General features: G+C 65.0%; 16 protein-coding genes. 12 read left to right on the plus strand and 4 right to left on the minus strand.

The features are described from left to right. Nucleotides 1–39: 39 nt before the first annotated feature. Together BRA471DRAFT_RS09245 and BRA471DRAFT_RS09250 are read left to right on the plus strand one after the other, a co-directional pair. Entirely contained in the window at nucleotides 40–1,146 is a 1,107-nt protein-coding gene (locus BRA471DRAFT_RS09245; RefSeq protein WP_007606502.1) for a molybdopterin-binding protein, read from the plus strand. 13 nt (nucleotides 1,147–1,159) lie between these two features. Beyond that, the gene (locus BRA471DRAFT_RS09250; RefSeq protein ID WP_035974796.1) at nucleotides 1,160–3,109 is read left to right on the plus strand and encodes a molybdopterin biosynthesis protein; all 1,950 of its coding nucleotides are present in this window, start codon (nucleotides 1,160–1,162) and stop codon (nucleotides 3,107–3,109) included. Between the two features lie 7 nt (nucleotides 3,110–3,116). On the opposite strand, the gene mobA is transcribed toward BRA471DRAFT_RS09250, so the two are convergent. Then, nucleotides 3,117–3,794 carry a molybdenum cofactor guanylyltransferase MobA gene (gene mobA / locus BRA471DRAFT_RS09255; protein WP_198287874.1) on the minus strand — a complete coding sequence of 226 codons (678 nt, stop codon included), beginning with the start codon at nucleotides 3,792–3,794 and terminating at the stop codon, nucleotides 3,117–3,119. After that, nucleotides 3,739–4,629: a formate dehydrogenase accessory sulfurtransferase FdhD gene (gene fdhD, locus BRA471DRAFT_RS09260; protein ID WP_007606510.1), complete on the minus strand. Its 891-nt coding sequence runs from the start codon at nucleotides 4,627–4,629 to the stop codon at nucleotides 3,739–3,741. Before fdhD ends, mobA begins: the two co-directional genes overlap by 56 nt. Before the next feature lie 208 nt (nucleotides 4,630–4,837). Between fdhD and mobB the strand changes: the two genes are divergently transcribed. From mobB to ybaK, 8 genes are all read left to right on the plus strand, one after another. Then, nucleotides 4,838–5,365: a molybdopterin-guanine dinucleotide biosynthesis protein B gene (mobB, locus tag BRA471DRAFT_RS09265; protein ID WP_007606511.1), complete on the plus strand. Its 528-nt coding sequence runs from the start codon at nucleotides 4,838–4,840 to the stop codon at nucleotides 5,363–5,365. A gap of 9 nt (nucleotides 5,366–5,374) precedes the next feature. Then, entirely contained in the window at nucleotides 5,375–6,631 is a 1,257-nt protein-coding gene (glp, locus tag BRA471DRAFT_RS09270) for a gephyrin-like molybdotransferase Glp (RefSeq protein WP_007606512.1), read from the plus strand. 55 nt (nucleotides 6,632–6,686) lie between these two features. Then, nucleotides 6,687–6,950 (plus strand): sulfurtransferase TusA family protein, encoded by a 264-nt coding sequence (locus tag BRA471DRAFT_RS09275; RefSeq protein ID WP_007606513.1) that lies wholly within the window; start codon nucleotides 6,687–6,689, stop codon nucleotides 6,948–6,950. Between the two features lie 320 nt (nucleotides 6,951–7,270). Then, the gene (locus tag BRA471DRAFT_RS09280; protein WP_007606514.1) at nucleotides 7,271–8,926 is read left to right on the plus strand and encodes an OFA family MFS transporter; all 1,656 of its coding nucleotides are present in this window, start codon (nucleotides 7,271–7,273) and stop codon (nucleotides 8,924–8,926) included. A gap of 90 nt (nucleotides 8,927–9,016) precedes the next feature. Further along, complete coding sequence (locus tag BRA471DRAFT_RS09285) at nucleotides 9,017–9,304, plus strand: hypothetical protein (RefSeq protein WP_007606515.1); 288 nt, start codon at nucleotides 9,017–9,019, stop codon at nucleotides 9,302–9,304. Between the two features lie 248 nt (nucleotides 9,305–9,552). Next, nucleotides 9,553–11,262: an NADH-ubiquinone oxidoreductase-F iron-sulfur binding region domain-containing protein gene (locus tag BRA471DRAFT_RS09290; RefSeq protein ID WP_007606517.1), complete on the plus strand. Its 1,710-nt coding sequence runs from the start codon at nucleotides 9,553–9,555 to the stop codon at nucleotides 11,260–11,262. Next, nucleotides 11,259–14,027, plus strand: coding sequence for a formate dehydrogenase subunit alpha (gene fdhF, locus BRA471DRAFT_RS09295; RefSeq protein WP_007606519.1), 2,769 nt, complete (start codon nucleotides 11,259–11,261; stop codon nucleotides 14,025–14,027). The genes BRA471DRAFT_RS09290 and fdhF overlap by 4 nt, the downstream gene beginning before the upstream one ends. A 238-nt stretch (nucleotides 14,028–14,265) precedes the next feature. Next, complete coding sequence (gene ybaK, locus BRA471DRAFT_RS09300) at nucleotides 14,266–14,739, plus strand: Cys-tRNA(Pro) deacylase (RefSeq protein WP_007606538.1); 474 nt, start codon at nucleotides 14,266–14,268, stop codon at nucleotides 14,737–14,739. Between the two features lie 13 nt (nucleotides 14,740–14,752). Here the strand turns inward: ybaK and BRA471DRAFT_RS09305 are convergent, their stop codons facing one another. Next, nucleotides 14,753–15,460: a GntR family transcriptional regulator gene (locus tag BRA471DRAFT_RS09305; protein ID WP_007606540.1), complete on the minus strand. Its 708-nt coding sequence runs from the start codon at nucleotides 15,458–15,460 to the stop codon at nucleotides 14,753–14,755. A 157-nt stretch (nucleotides 15,461–15,617) separates the two neighbouring features. Between BRA471DRAFT_RS09305 and tcuA the strand changes: the two genes are divergently transcribed. Both tcuA and tcuB read left to right on the plus strand, forming a co-directional pair. Continuing rightward, nucleotides 15,618–17,009: an FAD-dependent tricarballylate dehydrogenase TcuA gene (gene tcuA, locus BRA471DRAFT_RS09310; protein ID WP_007606541.1), complete on the plus strand. Its 1,392-nt coding sequence runs from the start codon at nucleotides 15,618–15,620 to the stop codon at nucleotides 17,007–17,009. Further along, the gene (tcuB, locus tag BRA471DRAFT_RS09315) at nucleotides 16,996–18,102 is read left to right on the plus strand and encodes a tricarballylate utilization 4Fe-4S protein TcuB (RefSeq protein ID WP_007606542.1); all 1,107 of its coding nucleotides are present in this window, start codon (nucleotides 16,996–16,998) and stop codon (nucleotides 18,100–18,102) included. Before tcuA ends, tcuB begins: the two co-directional genes overlap by 14 nt. A gap of 71 nt (nucleotides 18,103–18,173) precedes the next feature. On the opposite strand, the gene BRA471DRAFT_RS09320 is transcribed toward tcuB, so the two are convergent. After that, a complete protein-coding gene (locus BRA471DRAFT_RS09320; protein ID WP_007606543.1) occupies nucleotides 18,174–21,578 on the minus strand; it encodes an acyl-[ACP]--phospholipid O-acyltransferase in 3,405 nt (1,134 codons plus the stop codon). Nucleotides 21,579–21,775: the final 197 nt, after the last annotated feature.

A 21,775-nucleotide genomic window follows, 5' to 3' on the forward strand; every position in this document is an offset into this window, starting at 1 on the left:
CGGTTGCCAAACCGGGCGATGCATGGTCCATCATGACGCATGACCCAGCGCCTGCCGCCATCGCTGACGCCGCTCGACTCCGCGCTCGCCGCGTTGCTGACAGGGTGTGATCCGCTCGCGCCGGTGGAGTTGCCGCTGGGCGAAGCGGCCGGCTGCATCGCGGCCGGCAATCCGCTGCTCGCGGCGCGACCGTCCCGTGACGTCGCTGCCGCCGATGGCTGGGCGTTACGCGCCAATGATCTGGTCGGCGCGTCCTCCTATTCACCGCTAGCTCTCGCAAGAGCGCGCGCCTGGGTCGATGCCGGCGACGCGATGCCGGCGGGATGCGACTGTGTGCTCGATGCCGACGCAGTCGAGCTGTCTGGTCCGCTCGTCCAGGTGTTGGCGGAGGGCGTGCCGGGGCAGGGCGTCAGGCGCGCTGGAAGTGATATCGACGGACGCACGCCTGCCGCGGCAGATGGGTATCCGGTCGGTCCTGGCGCTCTGCTGCTCGCGCGCGCCGCCGGACTGGACCGACTGAACGTGCGCCGTCCGCGGCTGCGCATTGTCAATGTACCAGGCGCAACGGGGACCATGCATCTGATTGCGGAGATCGCTCGCGCCGCAGGACTGGATGTGCACACGAGCGAGGCCGGCGCGCGAGACGCGGGATCGATCGCGGAGGCGTTTGGCGTGCCCACCTGCGATCTCCTGCTGACGATCGGCGGCAGCGGTGTCGGTCGCAACGATGCAGCGGTCACGGCGCTGGCCCAGCGTGGTGACGTGATCGCCCATGGTCTTGCGCTCCAGCCCGGACGCACCGCCGCGGTCGGGCGGCTCGGAACCGTTCCTGTCGTCGCCTTGCCGGGATCGCCGGATCATGCGCTTGCGGTCTGGCTTGCGCTCGTGCTGCCGCTCGTCGAGCGGCTGTCGGCGCGGCTGCCGCGCCGACAGTTAACTTTGCCGCTCGCGCGCAAGATTGCATCCAGCGTCGGTATCGCCGAAATGGTTCTGCTGGCGGAGGAACATCATGCGTGGGTGCCGCTTGCGGTAGGAGAATGGCCGCTCCAGGCAATGGCCGGTGCGGATGCATGGCTGCTTGTTCCCGCCAGCCACGAGGGATTTCCAGCAAGCGCGCCGGTCGATGCCTATCTGATGCGGGAATGATATGGGTCTTGGCATGACGATGATCCCGCAATCGCAAACCCGCAGCGCGCTCGAGCAGGAGCAGTTCCTCAAGATCCTTTCCCGCGAGGACGCCTTGGCTCGCTTCGAGGCCGAGCTGTTCCCGCGCGCTCTTTTGAGCGAAACGCGCAAACTCGGTGCTGCGCTCGGTGCGTCGCTCGCTGAAGACATCACTGCGCCGATCGACGTGCCGCCGTTCGACCGTTCCAATGTCGACGGTTTTGCGGTGCGCTCAGCGGACCTTGCGACAGCCGGCGAAGGCGCGCCGGTTCGGCTCGGGCTGAATGGCGAGACCATTCACTGCGGCACCGTACCGGCGCTGCAAGTGGAGGCGGGAACGGCAACGCCGATTGCCACCGGTGGTCCGCTGCCGCGCGGTGCCGATGCCGTGGTCATGGTCGAGCATACCCAGCCGGCGGGATCGGGTGCGATCGACGTCCGTCGCGCGGCCTCGCCCGGGCAATTCATATCCTACGCAGGGTCCGATATCGCGCGCGGCGAGGCGCTGCTGCGCGCCGGCACGATCATCGGCTCGCGCGAGGTCGGCATGCTGGCGGCCTGCGGTCTTGCCGAGGCGAGCGTGGTGCGCAAACCTCGTGTTGCCGTGATCTCCACCGGTGACGAACTGGTTCAGCCGGGCGAGGTGCTCGCGCCCGCTGCGATCTACGACACCAACGGCGCGATCGTCACTGCTGCGATCGACGAGAACGGCGGTGAGGCGGTTTTCCTCGGCGCCATTCCCGACGACGAAGCCCAGCTCGAAGCCGCCATGCGCCGTGCGCTGGCGGACGCCGACATGCTGGTGCTCTCCGGCGGCACGTCGAAAGGCGCGGGCGATCTCTCCCATCGCATCATAGGCCGGCTCGGCCAGCCCGGCATCATCGCGCATGGCATTGCGCTCAAGCCCGGGAAGCCGCTGTGCCTTGCGGTGTGCGACGGCAAGCCGGTGGTGATCCTGCCGGGTTTTCCGACCTCCGCGATGTTCACCTTCCACGACATGATCGTGCCAATGCTGCGCAAAATGGCCGGACTGCCGCCGCGCTCCGATGCCAAGGTGAACGCGACCGTGCCGGTGCGCATTGCTTCCGAGCTCGGCCGCACCGAATTCGTCATGGTCTCGCTGGTCGGAGGCAAGGACGGCTTGATCGCCTATCCCTCCGGAAAGGGGTCGGGTGCGATCACGTCGTTCGCGCAGGCCGACGGTTTTCTGCGCATCGACGCGCTCGCCGACCAGATGCCGGCCGGAACCGAGGCCGAGGTGACGCTGTTCACGCCACATGTGCGGGTGCCCGATCTCGTCATCGTCGGCAGCCATTGCACCGGGCTCGATCTCGTCACGGCGCAACTCGCGCATGCCGGCCTGACCGTGCGTTCGATCGCCGTCGGTAGTCTCGGCGGACTTGCGGCGGCGCGGCGCGGTGAATGCGATCTGGCGCCGATCCATCTGTTCGACGACAAGAGCGAGACCTACAATACGCCTTACCTGATCGAGGGGCTTGAGCTCGTGCCGGGCTGGCGGCGGATGCAGGGCATCGTGTTCCGCAAGGGCGACAAGCGTTTCGAAGGCCACAGTGCGAGGGACGCCGTCGTCGCGGCGCTCGCTGATCCCTCCTGCATCATGGTCAACCGCAATCAAGGCGCCGGCACGCGCATCCTGATCGATCGTTTGCTCGGTGGTGCGCGCCCGGAGGGCTACTGGAACCAGCCACGCTCGCACAACGCGGTGGCCGCGGCGGTCGCACAGCACCGCGCCGACTGGGGCATGACCATTGCTCCGGTCGCCCATGCGGTAGGCCTCGGTTTCATTCCGCTCGCGGAGGAGCATTATGACTTTGCGCTGGTGACGGCACGCAAGCAGCGGCCTGCGGTGCAGGCCTTTCTCGCCGCACTCAGCTCGGACGAGGCGCGTGCCGCACTGGAGCGCGCGGGATTCCGGCCGGCGTAGAGCTTGATTAAGACGCCGCATCCAGCGCGGCCAGCCGCTCGGCTTCCGCGATATCCTCGACCGTGTTGGCATTGAAGAACGGATCGAGCGGCTCGGTCGGCCACGTCACCGTCGCGAGCGGGTAGCGCGCGGTCCAGCGGTCGATCTTGCGGAGGTCTTCGACCACTAGCGCGTGACGCAGTTCGTCGCGCAAACCAACGCGCCACAAGCCTATCACCGGATGCGACTGGCCGTCCGATGCCGCGACGGCGAGCTCGGCATTCGCGGCGAGGCGTTCTTTGTGCAAGCGCGCGACCAGATCGCGCGGCAGGAACGGGCAGTCGCCGGCGGCACTGAGCACCCATTCCACCTCAGGCCGGTTCGCGGCGGTCCAGTCGAGCGCGGCAAGGATGCCGGCGAGCGGACCGGGAAAGCCGGGCACGTCGTCGGCGACGACCTGCAAACCGAACGCGGCGAAGCGGGCGGGATCGCCGTTGGCATTGAGGATCAGCCCGCTGCATTGGGGCGATAGGCGCGCGATCACGCGTTCCAGGATGGTGCGGCCGCCGATGGTGCGCATCGGCTTGTCGCCGCCGCCCATGCGCCGGGCGAGGCCGCCGGCGAGCAGCACGCCTTGCGTGCTCGGAAAGCTAATCGTCACCACCTTCACCCTTGCGCTTGTGCTTGGCCGATTCCTCCTCGACATAAGCGAGGTTCTGGTCGTAGACGATGCGCTCCTCGCCTGACAACGCGATGAACCGTTTGCCGCGCGCGCGGCCGACCAGCGTCAAGCCCACCTGCCGGGCGAGATCGACGCCCCAGGCGGTGAAGCCGGAGCGCGACACCAGGATCGGAATTCCCATGCGGACCGTCTTGATCACCATCTCCGAGGTGAGCCGTCCCGTAGTGTAGAGGATCTTGTCGGAGGCATCGACGCCGTGGCGGTACATCCAGCCCGCGATCTTGTCGACGGCGTTGTGACGGCCGACATCCTCGGTGTAGCAGAGCGGATCGCCCTCCCTGCACAGCACGCAGCCGTGGATCGCGCCGGCCTCCAGATAGAGCGAGGGCATGGTGTTGATGGTCTGAGTCATCTGGTAGAGCCAGGAGGTGCGCAGCTCCGCCTTCGGCAACGCGACGCTCTCGACCGCCTCCAGCAGATCGCCGAAGGCGGTGCCCTGCGCGCAGCCCGATGTCTGCGTGCGCTTCTTCAGCTTGGCCTCGAAATTGGTGTGGTGCTCGGTGCGCACCACCACCACCTGGAGGTCGTCGTCGTATTCGACATCGGTGACCGCGTCGTTGTATTTCAGCATGTTCTGGTTGAGCAAATAGCCCAGCGCCAGATATTCCGGATAGTCGCCGATCGTCATCATGGTGACGATCTCCTGCGAATTCAGGTAGAGCGTCAGCGGGCGCTCCACCGGCACCTTGATCTCGATCCTGGCGCCGGACTGGTCGGTCCCGGTCACGCTCTCGGTGAGGCGCGGGTCGTCGGTGTCAGGGACGATCAGGGGCGCTGGGGCTTTGTCGATCTTCATCATGGCCGCGACGTTAGCATGACATTCGGGTCAAGCCGATATAAGCATGCTAGCGAGAGAACGAAATGCCGCCTATTCGTCATTGCGAGCGCAGCGAAGCAATCCAGGCTGCCGCCGTGGATGCATTCCTGGATTGCTTCGCTGCGCTCGCAATGACGGAGGAGAGAGTGGTTCCATCAAGGACCGGGTCGCTCGCGGAGACGGAGCTGGAATGAAAGTCATCGGCCTTGCAGGCTGGAGCGGTGCGGGCAAGACCACGCTGTTGACGCGGCTGATCCCGCATTTCAATGCGCTTGGCTTGCGCGTCTCGGTCATCAAGCATGCGCATCACCAGTTCGACGTCGACGTTCCCGGCAAGGACTCCTGGCGCCATCGCGAGGCCGGCGCGGCCGAGGTGCTGGTTGCTTCGTCAAATCGCTGGGCGCTGATGCACGAGTTGCGCGGGGCGGCAGAGCCGCGTCTGCCGGAACTGTTGAGCAAATTGTCGGCTGTCGATCTCGTCCTGGTCGAGGGTTTCAAGCGCGAGCCGCATCGCAAGATCGAGGTGCATCGCGCCGCCAACGACAAGCCGCTGCTGTTTCCCGATGACCCCGGAATTTTCGGAATCGCGGCCGATGTCGCCATTGAAACCCGACTGCCGACCGTCCATCTCGACGATATCGCCGCGGCCGCGGAATTGCTGCTGCGCGCGGCGATGCCGGTCGAGGAAGCGGTCGCGAAAAGCGCTGCGATGCGTTGACGAGGCACCATGGCGCAGTTGTCGGACGATTGTTTTGCCTTCGGCGGACCAATGATGTCGGTCGACGAGGCCGTTGGCCTGATCACGACGCGCGTCAACGCGATTGTCGATCTCGAAACCGTGGCGCTCATCGACGCTGATGGGCGCGTGCTGGCCCGCGATATCGCGGCGCCGCTGCCGCTGCCGCCCTTCACCAATTCCGCTGTTGACGGCTACGCCGTGCGCAACGCCGATCTTCCTGATAGCGTTGAGCGGGCATTCCCGCTCGACGGCCGCATCCAGGCCGGCGGTCTGGCACTGGCGCCGATCAAGGCCGGCCACGCCGCGCGCATCTTCACCGGCGCGCCGATGCCGCCGGATGCCGAAACGGTCTTCATGCAGGAAGATGTCCGCCTCGACGATGCCGGCCGAATTGTGCTGCCGCCGGGGCTGAAGCCGGGCGCGAACGTCCGCCCTGCGGGAGAGGACATTCCCCAGGGCCACATTGCGTTGCGCGCAGGCCAGCGCTTGCTGCCGCAGCATGTCGCGCTCGCGGCGGCGTTCGGCCTTGTCGGGCTCGACGTCGTCAGGCGCATCCGCGTCGCGGTGTTCTCGACCGGTGATGAACTGGCCTCTCCCGGCGAGCCGCGCGCGGCCTCGCAGCTGTTCGACTCGAACCGCTTCATGCTGATGGCGATGCTGCGTCGGCTCGGCTGCGACGTCAGCGATCTTGGCATTTTGCGCGACGAACGTATCTCGCTTGCGAATGGCCTGAAGCAAGTCGCAGGCACGCACGATCTGATCCTCACCACCGGCGGCGTCTCGACCGGAGAGGAGGACCACGTCAAGGCGGCGGTCGAGAGCATCGGCTCGCTGGTGTTGTGGCGGATGGCGATCAAGCCGGGACGGCCCGTGGCGATGGGCATCATCGACGGCACGCCGCTGATCGGATTGCCGGGCAATCCCGTCGCGAGTTTCGTCACCTTCGTGCATGTGGTGCGGCCGACGGTGCTTGCGCTTGCGGGCAGCCTGCCGGAGCAGCCGTTGCCGATCCCGGTGCGCGCGGCATTCACCTACAAGAAGAAGGCGGGCCGACGGGAATATGTTCGCGCCTCCTTGCGGCGCATGCAGGACGGCGCACTCGAGGCAATCAAGTTTCCACGCGAGGGAGCGGGGCTGTTGTCCTCTCTCGTCGACACCGACGGCCTCATCGAGCTCGGCGAGGAGGTCACGCGTGTCGAGCCGGGGCAGAGCGTGGGTTTCTTGTCCTATGCCGATCTGCTCTGAGTCTGGATGTTGTGTTGGCGTTGACGTCATCGACCCCTCCCGCCATGTTGCGCCGATGACCAGAACGACGCTCGATCTCACCGGACTGAAATGCCCGTTGCCCGCCCTGAAGACGCGCAAAGCGCTGAAGCCGCTGCAGCCGGGCGATCAGCTCGAAGTGTACTGCACCGATCCCCTGTCGGTGATTGACATTCCAAACCTGATCCGAGAGACCGGCGACACGGTAGAGATCACCGAGCGCAACGACGCGCGCATCGTGTTCTTGATAGAGAAGGCCGATCGCTCGATAGAAAATATCAATGGTGCGCTGCCCACTTAGCCGGCAGTCACTCGGTTGATACCTACCTTTTGTCTATCGACATCGATCATCACTTCTGCCCCAATCGACTTCCTCCGCCGAGACGCGGAGGTCGAGTCGTGCCTGCGATATGCGGAGCAAATGGGCCATCGAAAGAAGCCCGGCCGTGGCGTCGGGCATAGTCCCCAAGGCAAGGGGTTTAACGTCTCGGATGCGCGTGACGATCCTGGCGCGCGTCGATCATTGTGCGGAGCAGCAGGGACAAAGGCTGCGCTGCAACGGCTGAGGAACAGGACCATCGTGGCAGGCCGTTCAGAAGGGCGGCTTTAGGGGAGGAATGCATGTCTACCATCGAGAGCGCGGGAACACTTTCGGGTGCCGGCGCAGGTTTTCTGGATCGCGAGCGGACTATCGCGACCGCCGGGTTCAATCGCTGGCTGGTACCGCCGGCCGCGCTGTGCATCCATCTCTGCATCGGCATGGCCTACGGCTTCTCGGTGTTCTGGCTGCCGCTGTCGCGCGCGATCGGCGTGACCGCGCCGAAGGCGTGCGCAGAGATGTCGCTGTTTCAAGAGCTGTTCACGACCAGCTGCGACTGGAAGGTCGCCAGCATGGGATGGATGTACACGCTCTTTTTCGTGCTGCTCGGTATCGCGGCTGCAGTCTGGGGCGGCTGGCTGGAGCGCGTAGGCCCGCGCAAGGCCGGCTTCGTCTCGGCGCTGTGCTGGTGCGGCGGCCTCTTCCTCGGTGCGATCGGGATTTACACCCATCAGCTCTGGCTGTTGTGGCTCGGTTCGGGCGTGATCGGCGGTATCGGTCTCGGCCTTGGCTATATCTCGCCGGTCTCGACGCTCGTGAAGTGGTTCCCGGACCGTCGCGGCATGGCGACCGGCATGGCCATCATGGGCTTCGGCGGCGGCGCCATGATCGGCGCGCCGCTGGCGAACCTCTTGATGAACTACTTCAAGACCCCGACCTCGGTCGGCGTCTGGGAGACCTTCGTCACGATGGGCGTCATCTACTTCGCGTTCATGATGATCGGCGCGTTCCGCTATCGCTTGCCGCCGCCCGGCTGGCAACCCGAGGGCTGGACCGCGCCGTCGAAGGCCAACGCGATGATCTCGAAGGCCAACGTCCATCTCAACGATGCACACAAGACTCCGCAATTCTGGCTGATCTGGTGGGTGCTGTGCCTGAACGTGTCGGCCGGCATCGGCGTCATCGGCATGGCCTCGCCGATGCTGCAGGAGATCTTCGCCGGCAAGCTGATCGGCCTGCCTAACGTCGGCTTCAACGCGCTCGATGCGGGACAGAAAGCGCAGATCGCCGCGATCGCCGCGGGCTTCGCCGGATTGCTGTCGCTGTTCAACATCGGCGGCCGCTTCTTCTGGGCATCGCTGTCGGATAAGATCGGGCGCAAGAACACCTACTATACGTTCTTCATCCTCGGCATCGTGCTCTACGCGCTGGCGCCGACTTTTGCGGCGATGGGTTCGAAGCTGCTGTTCGTGCTTGGCTTCGGCATCATCCTGTCGATGTATGGCGGCGGCTTCGCCACCGTGCCGGCCTACCTCGCCGACATGTTCGGAACCCAGTTCGTCGGCGCCATCCATGGCCGGCTGCTGACGGCGTGGTCTACCGCGGGCATCATCGGCCCCGTCGTCGTCAACTACATCCGCGAGTTCCAGCTTGCGGCGGGTGTGCCGCGCGATCAGCTCTACAACACGACGATGTACATCCTCTGTGCGATGCTGATCGCTGGCCTGATCTGCAACTATCTGATCAAGCCAGTCGATTCGAAATGGCACATGAAGGAGGCCGATGTCGCGAAGTTGCAGGCGGCAAGCGCCAGCGCCGCCGCCGCGGGACCACACGGCTCCTACGGCATCGGATTTGGCGGGCTTGACGCCAAGGCGGCGATGTTCTGGGCCTTCGTCGGCGTCCCCCTGCTTTGGGGTGTTTGGAAGACATTGGAGAGCGCGGTCAAGATCTTCTGACCGCCGTCGAGACGGAAGCGGGATGCTCATCAGGCGTCCCGCTTCGTTGGCCTTTCAGACATCATCAAGAATGGGACTTAGGGGATTGAAATGATTCGCAACCGAACTTGCCTTCGAATTTGCCTTGCGGCCGTGTTGGTCGTCGCTGGCCTTCATGCCGCATCCGCGCAGACGACAACGACACCTGCAGCGCCTGCTGCAACGACCGAAGCCAAGCCTGGCAAGATGAAGCTCACCATGCAGAAGCTGAAAGACATGAAGGCGAAGTGGGCGGCCAACAAGCCGAAGCTCAAGGCCTGTCGCGCCGACGTGAAAGCCAAGGGCCTCGCCGGCGATGACCGCTGGTTCTACATCGAAGAGTGCATGAGCAAGACCTGAGATCAGGTTCCGTCCGACGCTTGCATAAAAGGGGCATGGCGGGCGACCGCCTGCCTCCTAAATCATTCTAGAGACGCTCTAAATTGTCTTGCATCTGGCATGCCAGAGATTAGAGTTGCGTTGAATTTGGCTTGGTCGGCGGGACGCGGGAACCGGTGGTTCCGCTGATCGAGTCGGGAAATGAAGGCTGATCGCCTTGGCGGTCCGGTCCAAACTCACCACGCATTTGAAGAGAACGCGACGTCTCCATGAGCAGCAACGACGACGTTCACAAGGTTCGCGAGTTCGAACATCCCGGCCAGGGACGGAAGCGCGCCAAATCCACGCCCAAGGGACGGCAGGTCGATCCCACCGCCGCGCACGAGATCGCGCAGCTGCTCGGCGACAGACCGCGGCGTCGCGACCTCTTGATCGAATATCTGCATCTGATCCAGGACAAGTATCGCCAGATCTCGGCTGCGCATCTCGCTGCGCTCGCAGACGAGATGAAGCTCGCGTTCGCCGAGGTGTTCGAGACCGCAACCTTCTACGCGCATTTCGACGTGGTGAAGGAAGGCGAGCCCGATATCGCGCCGCTGACGATCCGCGTCTGCGATTCGCTAACCTGCGCGATGCTCGGCGGAGAGAAGCTGCTCGCCGATTTGCAAGATGCGTCCGGTCCCGGCATCCGCGTGGTGCGTGCGCCCTGCGTCGGTCGCTGCGATACGGCGCCTGCCGCGGAAGTCGGACACAACTTCGTTGACCACGCCACGGTCGCCAATGTCATGGCGGCGGCGAAGGCTGGCGACACCCACGCGCATCTGCCCGAATATGTCGGCTATGACGCCTATGTCGCGGGCGGCGGCTACAAGCTGCTCAATCGCCTGCGCTCGGGCGAGCTGCCGACGGACGACCTGCTGAAGGCGCTCGATGAGGCCTCGTTGCGCGGTCTCGGCGGCGCCGGCTTCCCGACGGGGCGCAAATGGCGCGCGGTGCTTGGTGAACCCGGCCCGCGGCTGATGGCGATCAACGGCGACGAGGGCGAGCCCGGCACGTTCAAGGATCGCGTCTATCTCGAGAGCGATCCGCACCGCTTCATCGAGGGCATGCTGATCGGCGCCCATGTGGTGCAGGCCTCGGATATCTACATCTACCTGCGCGACGAATATCCGGCATCGCGCGAAATCCTCGAACGCGAGATCGCGAAGCTCCCGCCGGGCGGTCCGACATTGCATATGCGCCGCGGCGCCGGCGCCTATATCTGCGGCGAGGAATCCTCGCTGCTCGAGAGCATAGAGGGCAAGCGCGGCCTGCCCAGGCACAAGCCGCCTTATCCATTCCAGGTCGGCCTGTTCGGGCGGCCGACGTTGATCAATAACATCGAGACCTTGTGGTGGGTGCGCGATATCGTCGAGAAAGGCGCTGACTGGTGGAAGGGCCACGGCCGCCATGAGCGGCACGGCCTGCGCAGTTTCTCGGTCTCGGGCCGCGTCAAGAATCCGGGCATGAAGCTCGCGCCTGCTGGCATCACCGTGCGCGAACTGATCGACGAATATTGCGGCGGCATGGCCGATGGCCATCAGTTCTACGCGTACCTCCCCGGTGGTGCGTCCGGCGGCATCCTGCCGGCGGCGATGGACGACATCCCGCTCGATTTCGGCACGCTGGAAAAATACGGCTGCTTCATCGGCTCTGCGGCGATCGTGATCCTGTCGCAAAAAGACAGCGTGCGCGCGGCCGCGTTGAACCTGATGAAGTTCTTCGAGGACGAGAGCTGCGGCCAGTGCACACCGTGTCGCGTCGGAACCCAGAAGGCTGCGCTGCTGATGCAGCAACCGGTCTGGAACCGCGCACTGCTGGACGAATTGAGCCAAGCGATGCGCGATGCCTCAATCTGCGGGCTTGGACAGGCGGCATCGAATCCGCTGTCCACCGTGATCAAATATTTCCCTGACGAGTTCAAGGAAGCGGCCGAATGACGAAGATTACGTTCGAGCTCGACGGCAAGCAGGTCGAGGCCAATGCAGGCGAGACGATCTGGCAGGTCGCAAAACGCCAGGGTCGCGAGATTCCGCATCTGTGCTATTCGCCCGCGCCGGACTATCGCCCCGACGGCAATTGCCGCGCCTGCATGGTCGAGATCGAGGGCGAGCGCGTGCTTGCGGCGTCCTGCAAGCGCACGCCATCCGTCGGCATGAAGGTGAAGACCGAGAGCGCGCGCGCGGTTTCCGCGCAAAAAATGGTCATGGAGCTGCTGGTCGCCGATCAACCGGCGCGCGAGACCTCGCACGATCCGGACTCCAAATTCTGGCACTGGGCCGAAACCACTGGGGTCACCGAGAGCCGCTTCCCCGCCGCCGAGCGTTGGGCGACCGATGCCAGCCATCCGGCAATGCGCGTCAATCTCGACGCCTGCATCCAGTGCGGCCTGTGTGTGCGCGCCTGCCGCGAGGTCCAGGTCAACGACGTCATCGGCATGGCCTATCGCAGTCATGGCTCGAAGATCGTGTTCGACTTCGACGATCCCATGGGCGAGTCCACCTGCGTCGCCTGCGGCGAATGCGTGCAGGCCTGTCCGACCGGGGCGTTGATGCCGGCGGTGATGCTGGACGAGAAGCAGACCCGCGTCACCTATGCCGACAAGAAGGTGGATTCGCTCTGTCCGTTCTGCGGCGTCGGTTGCCAAGTGACCTATGAGGTCAAGGACGAGAAGGTGATCTATGCCGAGGGCCGTGACGGCCCGGCCAATCGCAACCGTCTCTGCGTCAAGGGCCGCTTCGGCTTCGACTACATCCACCATCCGCATCGCCTGACCAAGCCGCTGGTGCGGCTGCCGAACGCGAAGAAGGATTCCAACGACCAGGTCGATCCGGCCAATCCCTTCACGCATTTCCGCGAAGCGAGCTGGGAAGAAGCGCTCGAGATCGCGGCCAAGGGCCTCGTCAAGATCCGCGACGAGAAGGGCGTGAAGGCGCTTGCCGGCTTCGGCTCGGCGAAGGGCTCCAACGAGGAGGCCTATCTGTTCCAGAAGCTGGTGCGCACCGGCTTCGGCTCCAACAACGTCGACCATTGTACCCGTCTGTGCCACGCCTCGTCGGTCGCGGCGCTGTTCGAAGGCCTGAGCTCGGGCGCGGTGTCGGCGCCGTTCTCGGCTGCGATGGACGCCGAAGTCATCATCGTGATCGGCGCAAACCCGACCGTGAATCATCCTGTCGCCGCGACCTTCATCAAGAATGCGGTCAAGCAGAACGGCGCAAAGCTGTTCGTCATGGACCCGCGTCGGCAGACGCTGTCGCGCCATGCGACCAAGCATCTGCAGTTCAAGCCGGGCTCCGATGTCGCCATGCTGAACGCGATGATTCACACGATCATCACCGAAGGGCTGACCGACGACCAGTACATCGCCGGCTACACCGAGGGGTTCGAGGACCTCAAGGAGAAGATCAAGGAGTTCACGCCGGAGAAGATGGAGGCGATCTGTGGCGTCCCGGCGCAGACCCTGCGTGAGGTCGCGCGAACGTATGCGCGGGCAAAATCGTCGATCATCTTCTGGGGCATGGGCATCAGCCAGCATGTCCACGGCACCGACAATGCGCGCTGCCTGATTGCGCTGGCGCTGATCACCGGCCAGGTCGGCCGCCCCGGCACCGGCCTGCATCCGCTGCGCGGCCAGAACAACGTTCAGGGCGCTTCCGATGCCGGTCTGATCCCGATGTTCCTGCCGGACTATCAGCCGGTCGGCCGCGACGACATGCGCGATGCGTTCGAGAAGCTGTGGGGCCAGGATCTCGATCCCGTGCGCGGCCTGACCGTGGTCGAGATCATGAATGCGATCCATGCCGGCGAGATCAAGGGCATGTATATCGAGGGCGAGAACCCCGCGATGTCCGACCCCGATCTCCAACATGCGCGCCAGGCGCTCGCGATGCTCGATCATCTCGTGGTGCAGGATCTCTTCGTCACGGAGACCGCGTTCCACGCCGACGTCATCCTGCCGGCCTCGGCGTTTGCCGAAAAGGAAGGCTCTTTCACCAACACCGATCGCCGCGTGCAGCTCGCGCGCCAGGTGATCAAGCCGCCGGGCGATGCGCGGCAGGATCTCTGGATCATCCAGGAGATCGGCAAGCGCATGGGCCTGCCGTGGAATTATGCCGGGCCCGGCGATGTCTTCACCGAGATGGCAGAACTGATGCCGTCGTTGAAGAACATCACCTGGGAGCGGCTTGTGCGCGAAGGCGCGGTGACCTATCCGGTCGACAGTCCCGACGAGCCCGGCAACGAGATCATCTTCACGACGGGATTTCCGACGGCGAGCGGCCGCGGCAAGATCGTGCCGGCTCACGTTATCCCGCCGGACGAGATCCCCGACGCCGAATATCCGATGGTGCTCTCGACTGGCCGCGTGCTCGAGCATTGGCACACCGGCTCGATGACCCGCCGCGCGCAGGTGCTCGACCAGATCGAGCCCGAGGCGGTTGCGTTCATGTCGCCAAAGGACATGCACAGGAAGAAGCTCGCGCCGGGCGATTTCATCCGGCTCGAGACCCGCCGCGGCGCGGTCGAGGTCAAGGTCCGGTCCGACCGCGACGTTCCCGAGAATATGGTGTTCATGCCGTTCTGCTACGCGGAAGCGGCGGCGAATTTGTTGACCAATCCGGCGCTCGATCCGTTCGGCAAGATCCCGGAGTTCAAGTTCTGCGCGGCCAGGGCCGAGCGCGCCGAAATGCGCGACGCGGCGGAGTAGGACGGCGGGCGGTCGTTAGGCGGCGCGAGGATCCATCCAATATCCGGCGTCGTCCTGGCGAAAGCCAGGACCCATACCGCGTGATCCATCGATTGTGGCTGGTCGCAGTACCGGGCTAGAATTTTCGCCAAACACCTCCCTGGGGCAATGGGTCCTGGCTTTCGCCAGGACGACTCGGAGAGAGAGTGCGCCGTACCCGTCGCTTCGCTCCTAGCAGCGGCGGTGGTAAACATCGTCCATGTCCAAAGCCACCCCAGCCACACGCGCGCTCACAGCCGCAAGCGTTGCCTTCACCGTCCATACCTACGACTATGATCCCGATGCCGAGAGCATCGGCCTCCAGGCGGCTGCTGCACTCGGCGAAGATCCCGCGCGCGTCTTGAAGACGCTGATGGCGCTGGTCGACGGCAAACCGGTCTGCGTGATCGTCCCGTCCGACCAGGAAGTTTCGATGAAAAAGCTTGCCGCCGCGACAAGCGGCAAGTCGGCGCAGATGATGAAGCCGCCGGAGGCTGAGCGCCTCACGGGGTACAAGGTTGGCGGCATCAGCCCGTTCGGGCAGCGGAAGCCCGTGCGCACCGTGATCGAGAGAAGCGCGCTCGCGCATGACCAAGTGTACGTCAATGGCGGTCAGCGTGGGCTGCAGGTGCGGCTCAGTCCAGGCGATGTGCGGGACGTGTTGAAGGCGATTGCCGCAGAACTGGTCGCCTGAGCGCCGGGCTCTGCTACTGCTTTTGCAACAGCTTTAGCCGACAGCGTAGCGCTTCGCGAATGTGTGTGCGCGCGAGCTGCTCCGCTTTGCCGCCGTCGCGAGCCGCGATGGCGTCGATGATGGCCTGGTGCTCACTGTGGCTGGTCGAGGGGCGGCCGGATACCGTGAACGTGGTTGGACCGAGCAGGGCGATCCAGTCCTGCAATTCCCGTGAAGCGTTATCGAGATAGCGGTTGCGCGCGGCGCGGCAGATCGCTTCGTGGAAGGCGCGGTTGAGCCTTGCCATTTCTCTTGCCATTTCTCCTGCCATCTCGGCCGCGTCGGTCTCGGACGCTTCGACAAAAGCCTGCTCGATATCCCTGAGTGCATCGATTTCGGGCGTCGAGGCATGCTCCGCGGCAAGTCGGGCGGCGGCGCCCTCCATGATCTCGCGCATGGCGTAGAGCTCGAGCACCTCCGAGATGTCGAGGTTGCGTACGATCAGGCCGCGGCCTCCGGCAGGTTCGACGAATCCGCGTGCCGCAAGCCGCCCCAGAGCCTCCCGCACCGGCGTACGGCTGACCTTCAGCCGCTGGGCAACCTCTTCCTCGCGCAGGCGGTCGCCCGCGCGGTAGCTGCCGGCCTGCAGCGCCTCGCAGAGCGAGCGGAACACGGCTTCGCCGAGCGCCACGCCGCCGCCGCGCGAGATCGAGCCGCCTGCCTTTGTCGGGCGTCGTGCCATGCATCCTCGTGGGCTCGCCACGCGCATCCTGCCCATGCAGCGGTGCCACTTGCCGGACGTCCGTATATCTTTGTATACAAAGGTGCGCAATGGTTCCGGATTGACCGGGGCCGCCGGCGGCAGAATGTCTCCAACTTCGTCGCATCGGGCAGACGGCATGAGCAGCAAATACGATGTGCTGGTGATCGGCGGCGGCAACGCGGCGCTGTGCGCGGCGATCAGCGCGCGACGCGGTGGGGCGTCGGTGCTGGTGCTCGAAGGCGCGCCAAAATTCTATCGCGGTGGCAACACCCGCCACACCCGCAACATGCGCTGCGCCCATAACGAGGCGACCGAAATCCTCACCGGCCCCTACAGCGAGGAGGAGTTTTGGGAGGATCTGCTGCGCGTCACCGGCGGCCAAACCGACGAGGCGCTCGCCCGGCACATGATCCGTGAGTCCAAGGACATTTTGAACTGGATCGTCGAGCAGGGCGTGCGCTGGCAGCCCTCGCTCGGCGGCACGCTGAGCCTCGGTCGCACCAACTCCTTCTTTCTCGGTGGCGGCCGCGCGATGTTGAACGCACTTTATCTCACCGCCGAGAAGCTCGGCGTCGAGGTCGAATACGACGCCGAGGTCACCGACCTCGTGATCGAGGACGGCATGTTCCTCGCCGCCCGCCTCAAACGGCCGATCAAGGGCGACACCGAGATCCGCGCGACGTCGTTGGTCGCCGCCGCCGGCGGGTTCGAGGCCAACATCGAATGGCTGAAGCAATATTGGGGCGAGGCCGCCGACAATTTCCTGATCCGCGGCACGCCCTATAACCGCGGCTCAATCCTGAAGATGCTGCTCGACAAGGGCGTGCAGGAGGTCGGCGATCCCACCCAGTGCCATGCGGTCGCGATCGACGCCCGCGCGCCGAAATTCGACGGCGGCATCATCACGCGCCACGACTCCGTTGTGTTCGGCATCGTCGTCAACAAGCACGCCCAGCGTTTCTATGACGAGGGCGAGGACATCTGGCCGAAGCGCTACGCGATCTGGGGCCGGCTGGTGGCCGCGCAGCCCGACCAGATCGCCTACATTATCTTCGACTCGACCGTTGTCACCAGCTTCATGCCGACGCTGTTCCCTCCGATCGCAGGGCAGACGATTGCCGAACTCGCCGGCAAGCTCGAGCTCGATCCGGCCGCGCTGGAAAAGACCATCACCGAATTCAACGCGGCGGTGCAGCCCGGCACCTTCGACCACACCATTCTGGACGATTGCCGCACCGAAGGCATGACACCGCCGAAGACGCATTGGGCGCGGCGGATCGAGACGCCGCCCTATCTTGCCTATCCGGTGCGGCCCGGTATCACCTTCACCTATCTCGGCACGCGCGTGACCAGGGAAGCGCGGATGCTGATGGCTGACGGCAAGCCGTCGGCCAACATGTTCGCGGCCGGCGAGATCATGGCCGGCAACGTGCTCGGCAAGGGTTATGCGGCCGGCATGGGCATGACCATCGGCAGCGTGTTCGGGCGGATCGCAGGACGGGAAGCGGCGAAACATGCACGGAACTAGAATTCTCGACGAAGCCGACCGCCTGATGACGGTCTGCAATTCGTGCCGTTACTGCGAGGGTCTTTGCGCGGTATTTCCCGCCATGGAGATGCGCCGCGCCTTCTCCGACGGCGACCTCAATTATCTCGCCAATCTCTGCCATGGCTGCGGCGCCTGCTACGTCGACTGCCAGTTCTCGCCCCCGCACGAATTCAACGTCAACGTCCCGCGGACGCTGGCGATCGCGCGCGCGGAATCCTATGCGGTCTATGCCTGGCCGCAGGCGCTGTCCGGTGCCTTCGCACGCAACGGTCTCGTCATCAGCATCGTCGCCGCGCTGAGCATGGCCGCTTTCATCCTCGGCTTTGCAGCCCTGAACGACCGCAGCGTGCTGTTTGGCGTGCACACCGGCCCCGGCGCGTTCTACAAGTTGATGCCGCACAACGCGATGGCGGCGTTGTTCAGCGCCGCCTTCCTTTATGCGATCTTCGCGCTGGTGATGAGCGTGCGTGCCTTCTGGCGGGATATCGGCCCGCCCATCGGCGGCCGTGCGGACGGTGGCTCCATCTTTCAGGCGATGCGGGACGCTGGTGAGTTGCGCTATCTCCATGGTGGCGGCGTCGGCTGCTACAATGAGGATGACAAGCCGACCGACCGGCGCAAGCTTTTCCATCACCTGACCTTCTACGGCTTCCTGCTCTGCTTCGCCGCGACCTCGGTCGCCACGCTGTATCACTATCTGCTCGGCCGCGAGGCGCCGTATCCGTGGTGGGATTTGCCAGTGGTGCTCGGCACGCTCGGTGGCCTCGGCCTGATCATCGGCCCGATCGGCCTGTTCGTCGCCAAGATGCGGCGCGATCCGGCGCTGCTCGACGAGCAGCGCTACGGCATGGATGTCGGCTTCATCGCCATGCTGTTCCTAACCGGCTTCACCGGCATGCTGCTTCTGATTCTGCGCGAGACTGCAGCCATGGGGCCGCTGCTGGCGCTGCATTTGGGTGCAGTGTTCGCGCTGTTCATCACCACGCCCTACGGCAAGTTCGTGCACGGCATCTATCGCTTCGCGGCGCTGGTGCGTTACGCGCAGGAGCGACGCAGTGAAGCCGGCTCCTGAGATTCAGACGATCGGAAGCGACCGATGAGGGCATCGCGCCTCGCCTGATTGAGGCGCCTCGCGCATCTCGCTCACGCTACCGCGCGTTCCGCGCCTGAGGCCTGCTCGCGAGCCATCGTCGTTGCGGTGACGTAGTCGGTCTTGCCGGTGCCGAGCAGCGGCACCTTGTCCACCACCATGATCGCCGCGGGAACGGTCAGCTCGGACGCGCCGATCGCTTTGGCCTGGCCCTGCATTGCGCTGCGCTCGGCAGTCTTCTCTGTCGTCAGCAGCACGATGCGCTCGCCCTTGCGGGGATCCGGGATCGACACCGCGACCGATGCGGCCTGCGGCCACAGCGTCGTCGCGATGTTCTCGACCGCCGACAGCGAGACCATTTCGCCGGCGATCTTGGCAAAGCGCTTGGCGCGGCCCTTGATGGTGATGAAGCCGGCCGGGTCAATGGCGACGATGTCGCCGGTGTCGTGCCAGCCCTCGGCGAGCGGTTCGAGCACGCCGGGATTTTCGGCCCTGAGATAACCGAGCATCACATTCGGTCCGCGCACCGAGAGGCGTCCGCCTTCCTCGATGCCGGGGACCGGGTCGAGGCGGCTTTCCATCAGCGGCGACAGGCGTCCGACCGTGCCGGGACGATTGGCCATCGGCGTGTTCATTGCCAGCACCGGCGCCGTCTCGGTGACGCCATAGCCTTCGAGGATGCGGATGCCGTAGCGCTCCATGAAGACCTGCCGGGTGCGATCCTTGACTGCCTCGGCGCCGGCGATCACCAGGCGCAGCGTACGGAAGTCATAGGCATGCGCCGAGCGCGCGTAGCCGGTGAGGAACGTGTCGGTGCCGAACAGGATCGTGGCGCCGGTCTGGTAGATCAGCTCGGGCACGATCCGGTAGTGCAGGGGCGAGGGATACATGTAGATCGGAATGCCCGCGAGCAGTGGCATCATCATTCCGCCGGTCAGCCCGAAGGAGTGGAACACCGGCAGCACGTTGAACACCTTGTCATTGGCGTTGGCATCGACCCGCGCCAGCGCCTGTGCGGCGTTCGCAAGGATGTTGCGGTGAGACAGCACCACGCCCTTGGGCGTGCCTTCCGAACCCGACGTGAACAGCACGACGGCCGGATCGCTCGCCTGGCGAACGACGCGCGGCGTAGTACCGGCGAGCAGGCCCTTGATCTTGTCGCCCGTGCCGATCGAGGCGCGGACATCCTCGAGATAGACGACGCGAACTTCCGCGGAGATCGCGGCCATCAACTTGTCGAGCTTGGCCTTCTCGATGAAAGCTTTCGACGTCAGCACGGTCTTGACCTGTGCGGCTTTCATGGCGGCGAGCACATTGACCGGGCCAGCCGAGAAGTTGAGCATCGCCGGCACCCGGCCGATGTTTTGCAGCGCCATGAAGACGACGGCAACGCCTGCGGAATTCGGCAGCAGCACGCCGACATTCTCGCCGACAGCGGTGCCGTTCTCCAGCTTTCGGCTCAAGACCTGGGCGCCCAGGATCAGCTTGCGATAGGTCAGCTTGGTGCCGAGCGCGTCCTCGACGATGACCTTGCCGGTGTCGCGGTCGCGATAGGCGTGTCCGAGCGCCTCGAACAGGGTGTGATCGAGCATGGCGTTCTTTACCATGGCGTCGATCATCACGTCCTGAAGTGCCGCGCCGGCGGCATTGCGGCGCGCCTTGCCTTTGAGCGCCGCGTCGACCGGAAGCTTGACCGGCGGCAGGATGGTCACGGTCACTCGCGGAAACCACGAGCGCTTGATCTGGCTGCCGTTGAGATAGCTGAGATGCGAGCGCTGGGCGCCTTCGATGCGGACCGGGACGACGACCGCGTCCGACTTGTCTGCGATCATCGCGGTGCCGTCATAGACCTTCATCAGCGAGCCGGAGACGGTGATGCGTCCTTCGGGGAAAATCACCACCGGCTCTCCGGCGGCGACGAGCTTGATGAGGTCGCGCGCGGCCAGCGGCTTGCTCGGGTCCATGGTGTAGTGCTTGACCACCCGCAGGAACGGCTTGGCCCACCAGGCCTTGGCGATGCCGGTATCAACGGCGAAGCTCGCGTCGATCGGCAGCACGGCGTGCAGCAGCGGGCCGTCGATCAGGCTGACATGGTTGGGCGCGATCAGCATGCGCGTGCCAGCAGGCGGCAGGTTCTCCAGCCCGCGGACCTCGGTGCGGAACAGCGCGCGGAACAGCAGCCCGCCGAAGTCGCGCACGCCTTCCTTGCCCCACTTCGTCAGCACGAACCAGACTGCGCCGAAGCTGGCGACGCCGAGACCGAAGAAGATCCAGCCGATGTGCAATCCGCCGGCCTGCAGCAGCGCGACGAAAAGCGAGCCGGCCACCATGAAGGCGGCCTGCAGCACGTTTCCGGCGGCGATGATCCGGGCGCGCTCGGAGGGGGCGGACCAGGCCTGGACGGCGGCGAAGGACGGCACGACGAACAGCCCGCCGCCGAATGCGAAAGCGACGAAATCGACCAGCATGCGCAGTCCCGCGAACGAGGTTGCGAAGTCGCCCGCGGTGATGTCCTGCCCCTTGGCGGTCACGCCGATCGCCCAGGCGAGGTCGATGCCGGCAAACCCCATCATGATGGCGCCGATCGGCACCAGCGCGAGGTTCGGGCGAACGTGGCTCAGATTCGCGGCGAACAGCGAGCCGATGGCAATGCCGATTGCGAAGATCGCGAGACACAACGTCACCACGCCCTCGGTACCACCGATGACCTCCTTGACCAGCGCCGGCAGCAGCGAGAGCACGATGGCGCCCACCAGCCAGAACCAGGAGACGATCACGGTGCCGTCCCACAGCCGGTGGTCGGCGTGCAGCGTCTTCAACAGGCCGAGCGTCGAGGTCCAGGGATTGCCGTTGACCGGCAGATCGGGCGCGGACGGCGTCGTCGCGGGAATGCGGGAGGCGAAGGCCCAGGACAGCAGGGCCAGCACGACCACGGCCGATGCGACCCAGCCCATATGTGCGGAGCCGGCCACGAACTGGCCGCCGGCAACGGTGCCGAGCAGGATAGCCATGAAGGTCGCGCCTTCGACCAGCGCGTTGCCGGTCGCGAGTTCGCCGAGCTCGAGCTGATCCGGCAGCATCGCGTATTTCACGGGACCGAACAGCGCGGCGATGACGCCGAACAGTGCGAGCGCGGCGAACAGCAGCGGCACCGAGTGCAGGAAGAAGCCGGCCGCGGCAAAGCCCGCGGCAAAGATCTCGGCGAATTTGAGCCGCCTTGCGACGACGGATTTGACGTATTTGTCGGCGAGCTGGCCGCCGAGCCCGGACAGGATGAAATAGGGGAAGATGAAGACGGCGCCCGCGACCGTCACCAGCGCATCTCCGTGGCCGGTTGCGGCGCTGTAAAGCAGGATGATGACGAGTGCGTTCTTCAGAACGTTGTCGTTCAGCGCCGAGAAGAATTGCGCCCAGAACAGCGGCGCGAAGCGGCGTGACGACATCAAATCCCTGATCATGACTAGTCCTGTTTTGGAAACGCTGTCTGAGCTTGTTTCATTGTCGGGTGGGCCGTCGACCGGAAGAGATGCGACGGGCATTTGCGGGTTGACGACGATCGTCCCCGGCCTGCTCTGCGCCTTTGCCTTCCGATCCTGTTGGTCTCCGCGTGGCGACGTTTGGTTCGCAAATGGTCGGTCGCGGCTCTATCACGCGC

This window comes from Bradyrhizobium sp. WSM471 (genome assembly GCF_000244915.1).
In the GTDB taxonomy this organism is placed as follows: domain Bacteria; phylum Pseudomonadota; class Alphaproteobacteria; order Rhizobiales; family Xanthobacteraceae; genus Bradyrhizobium.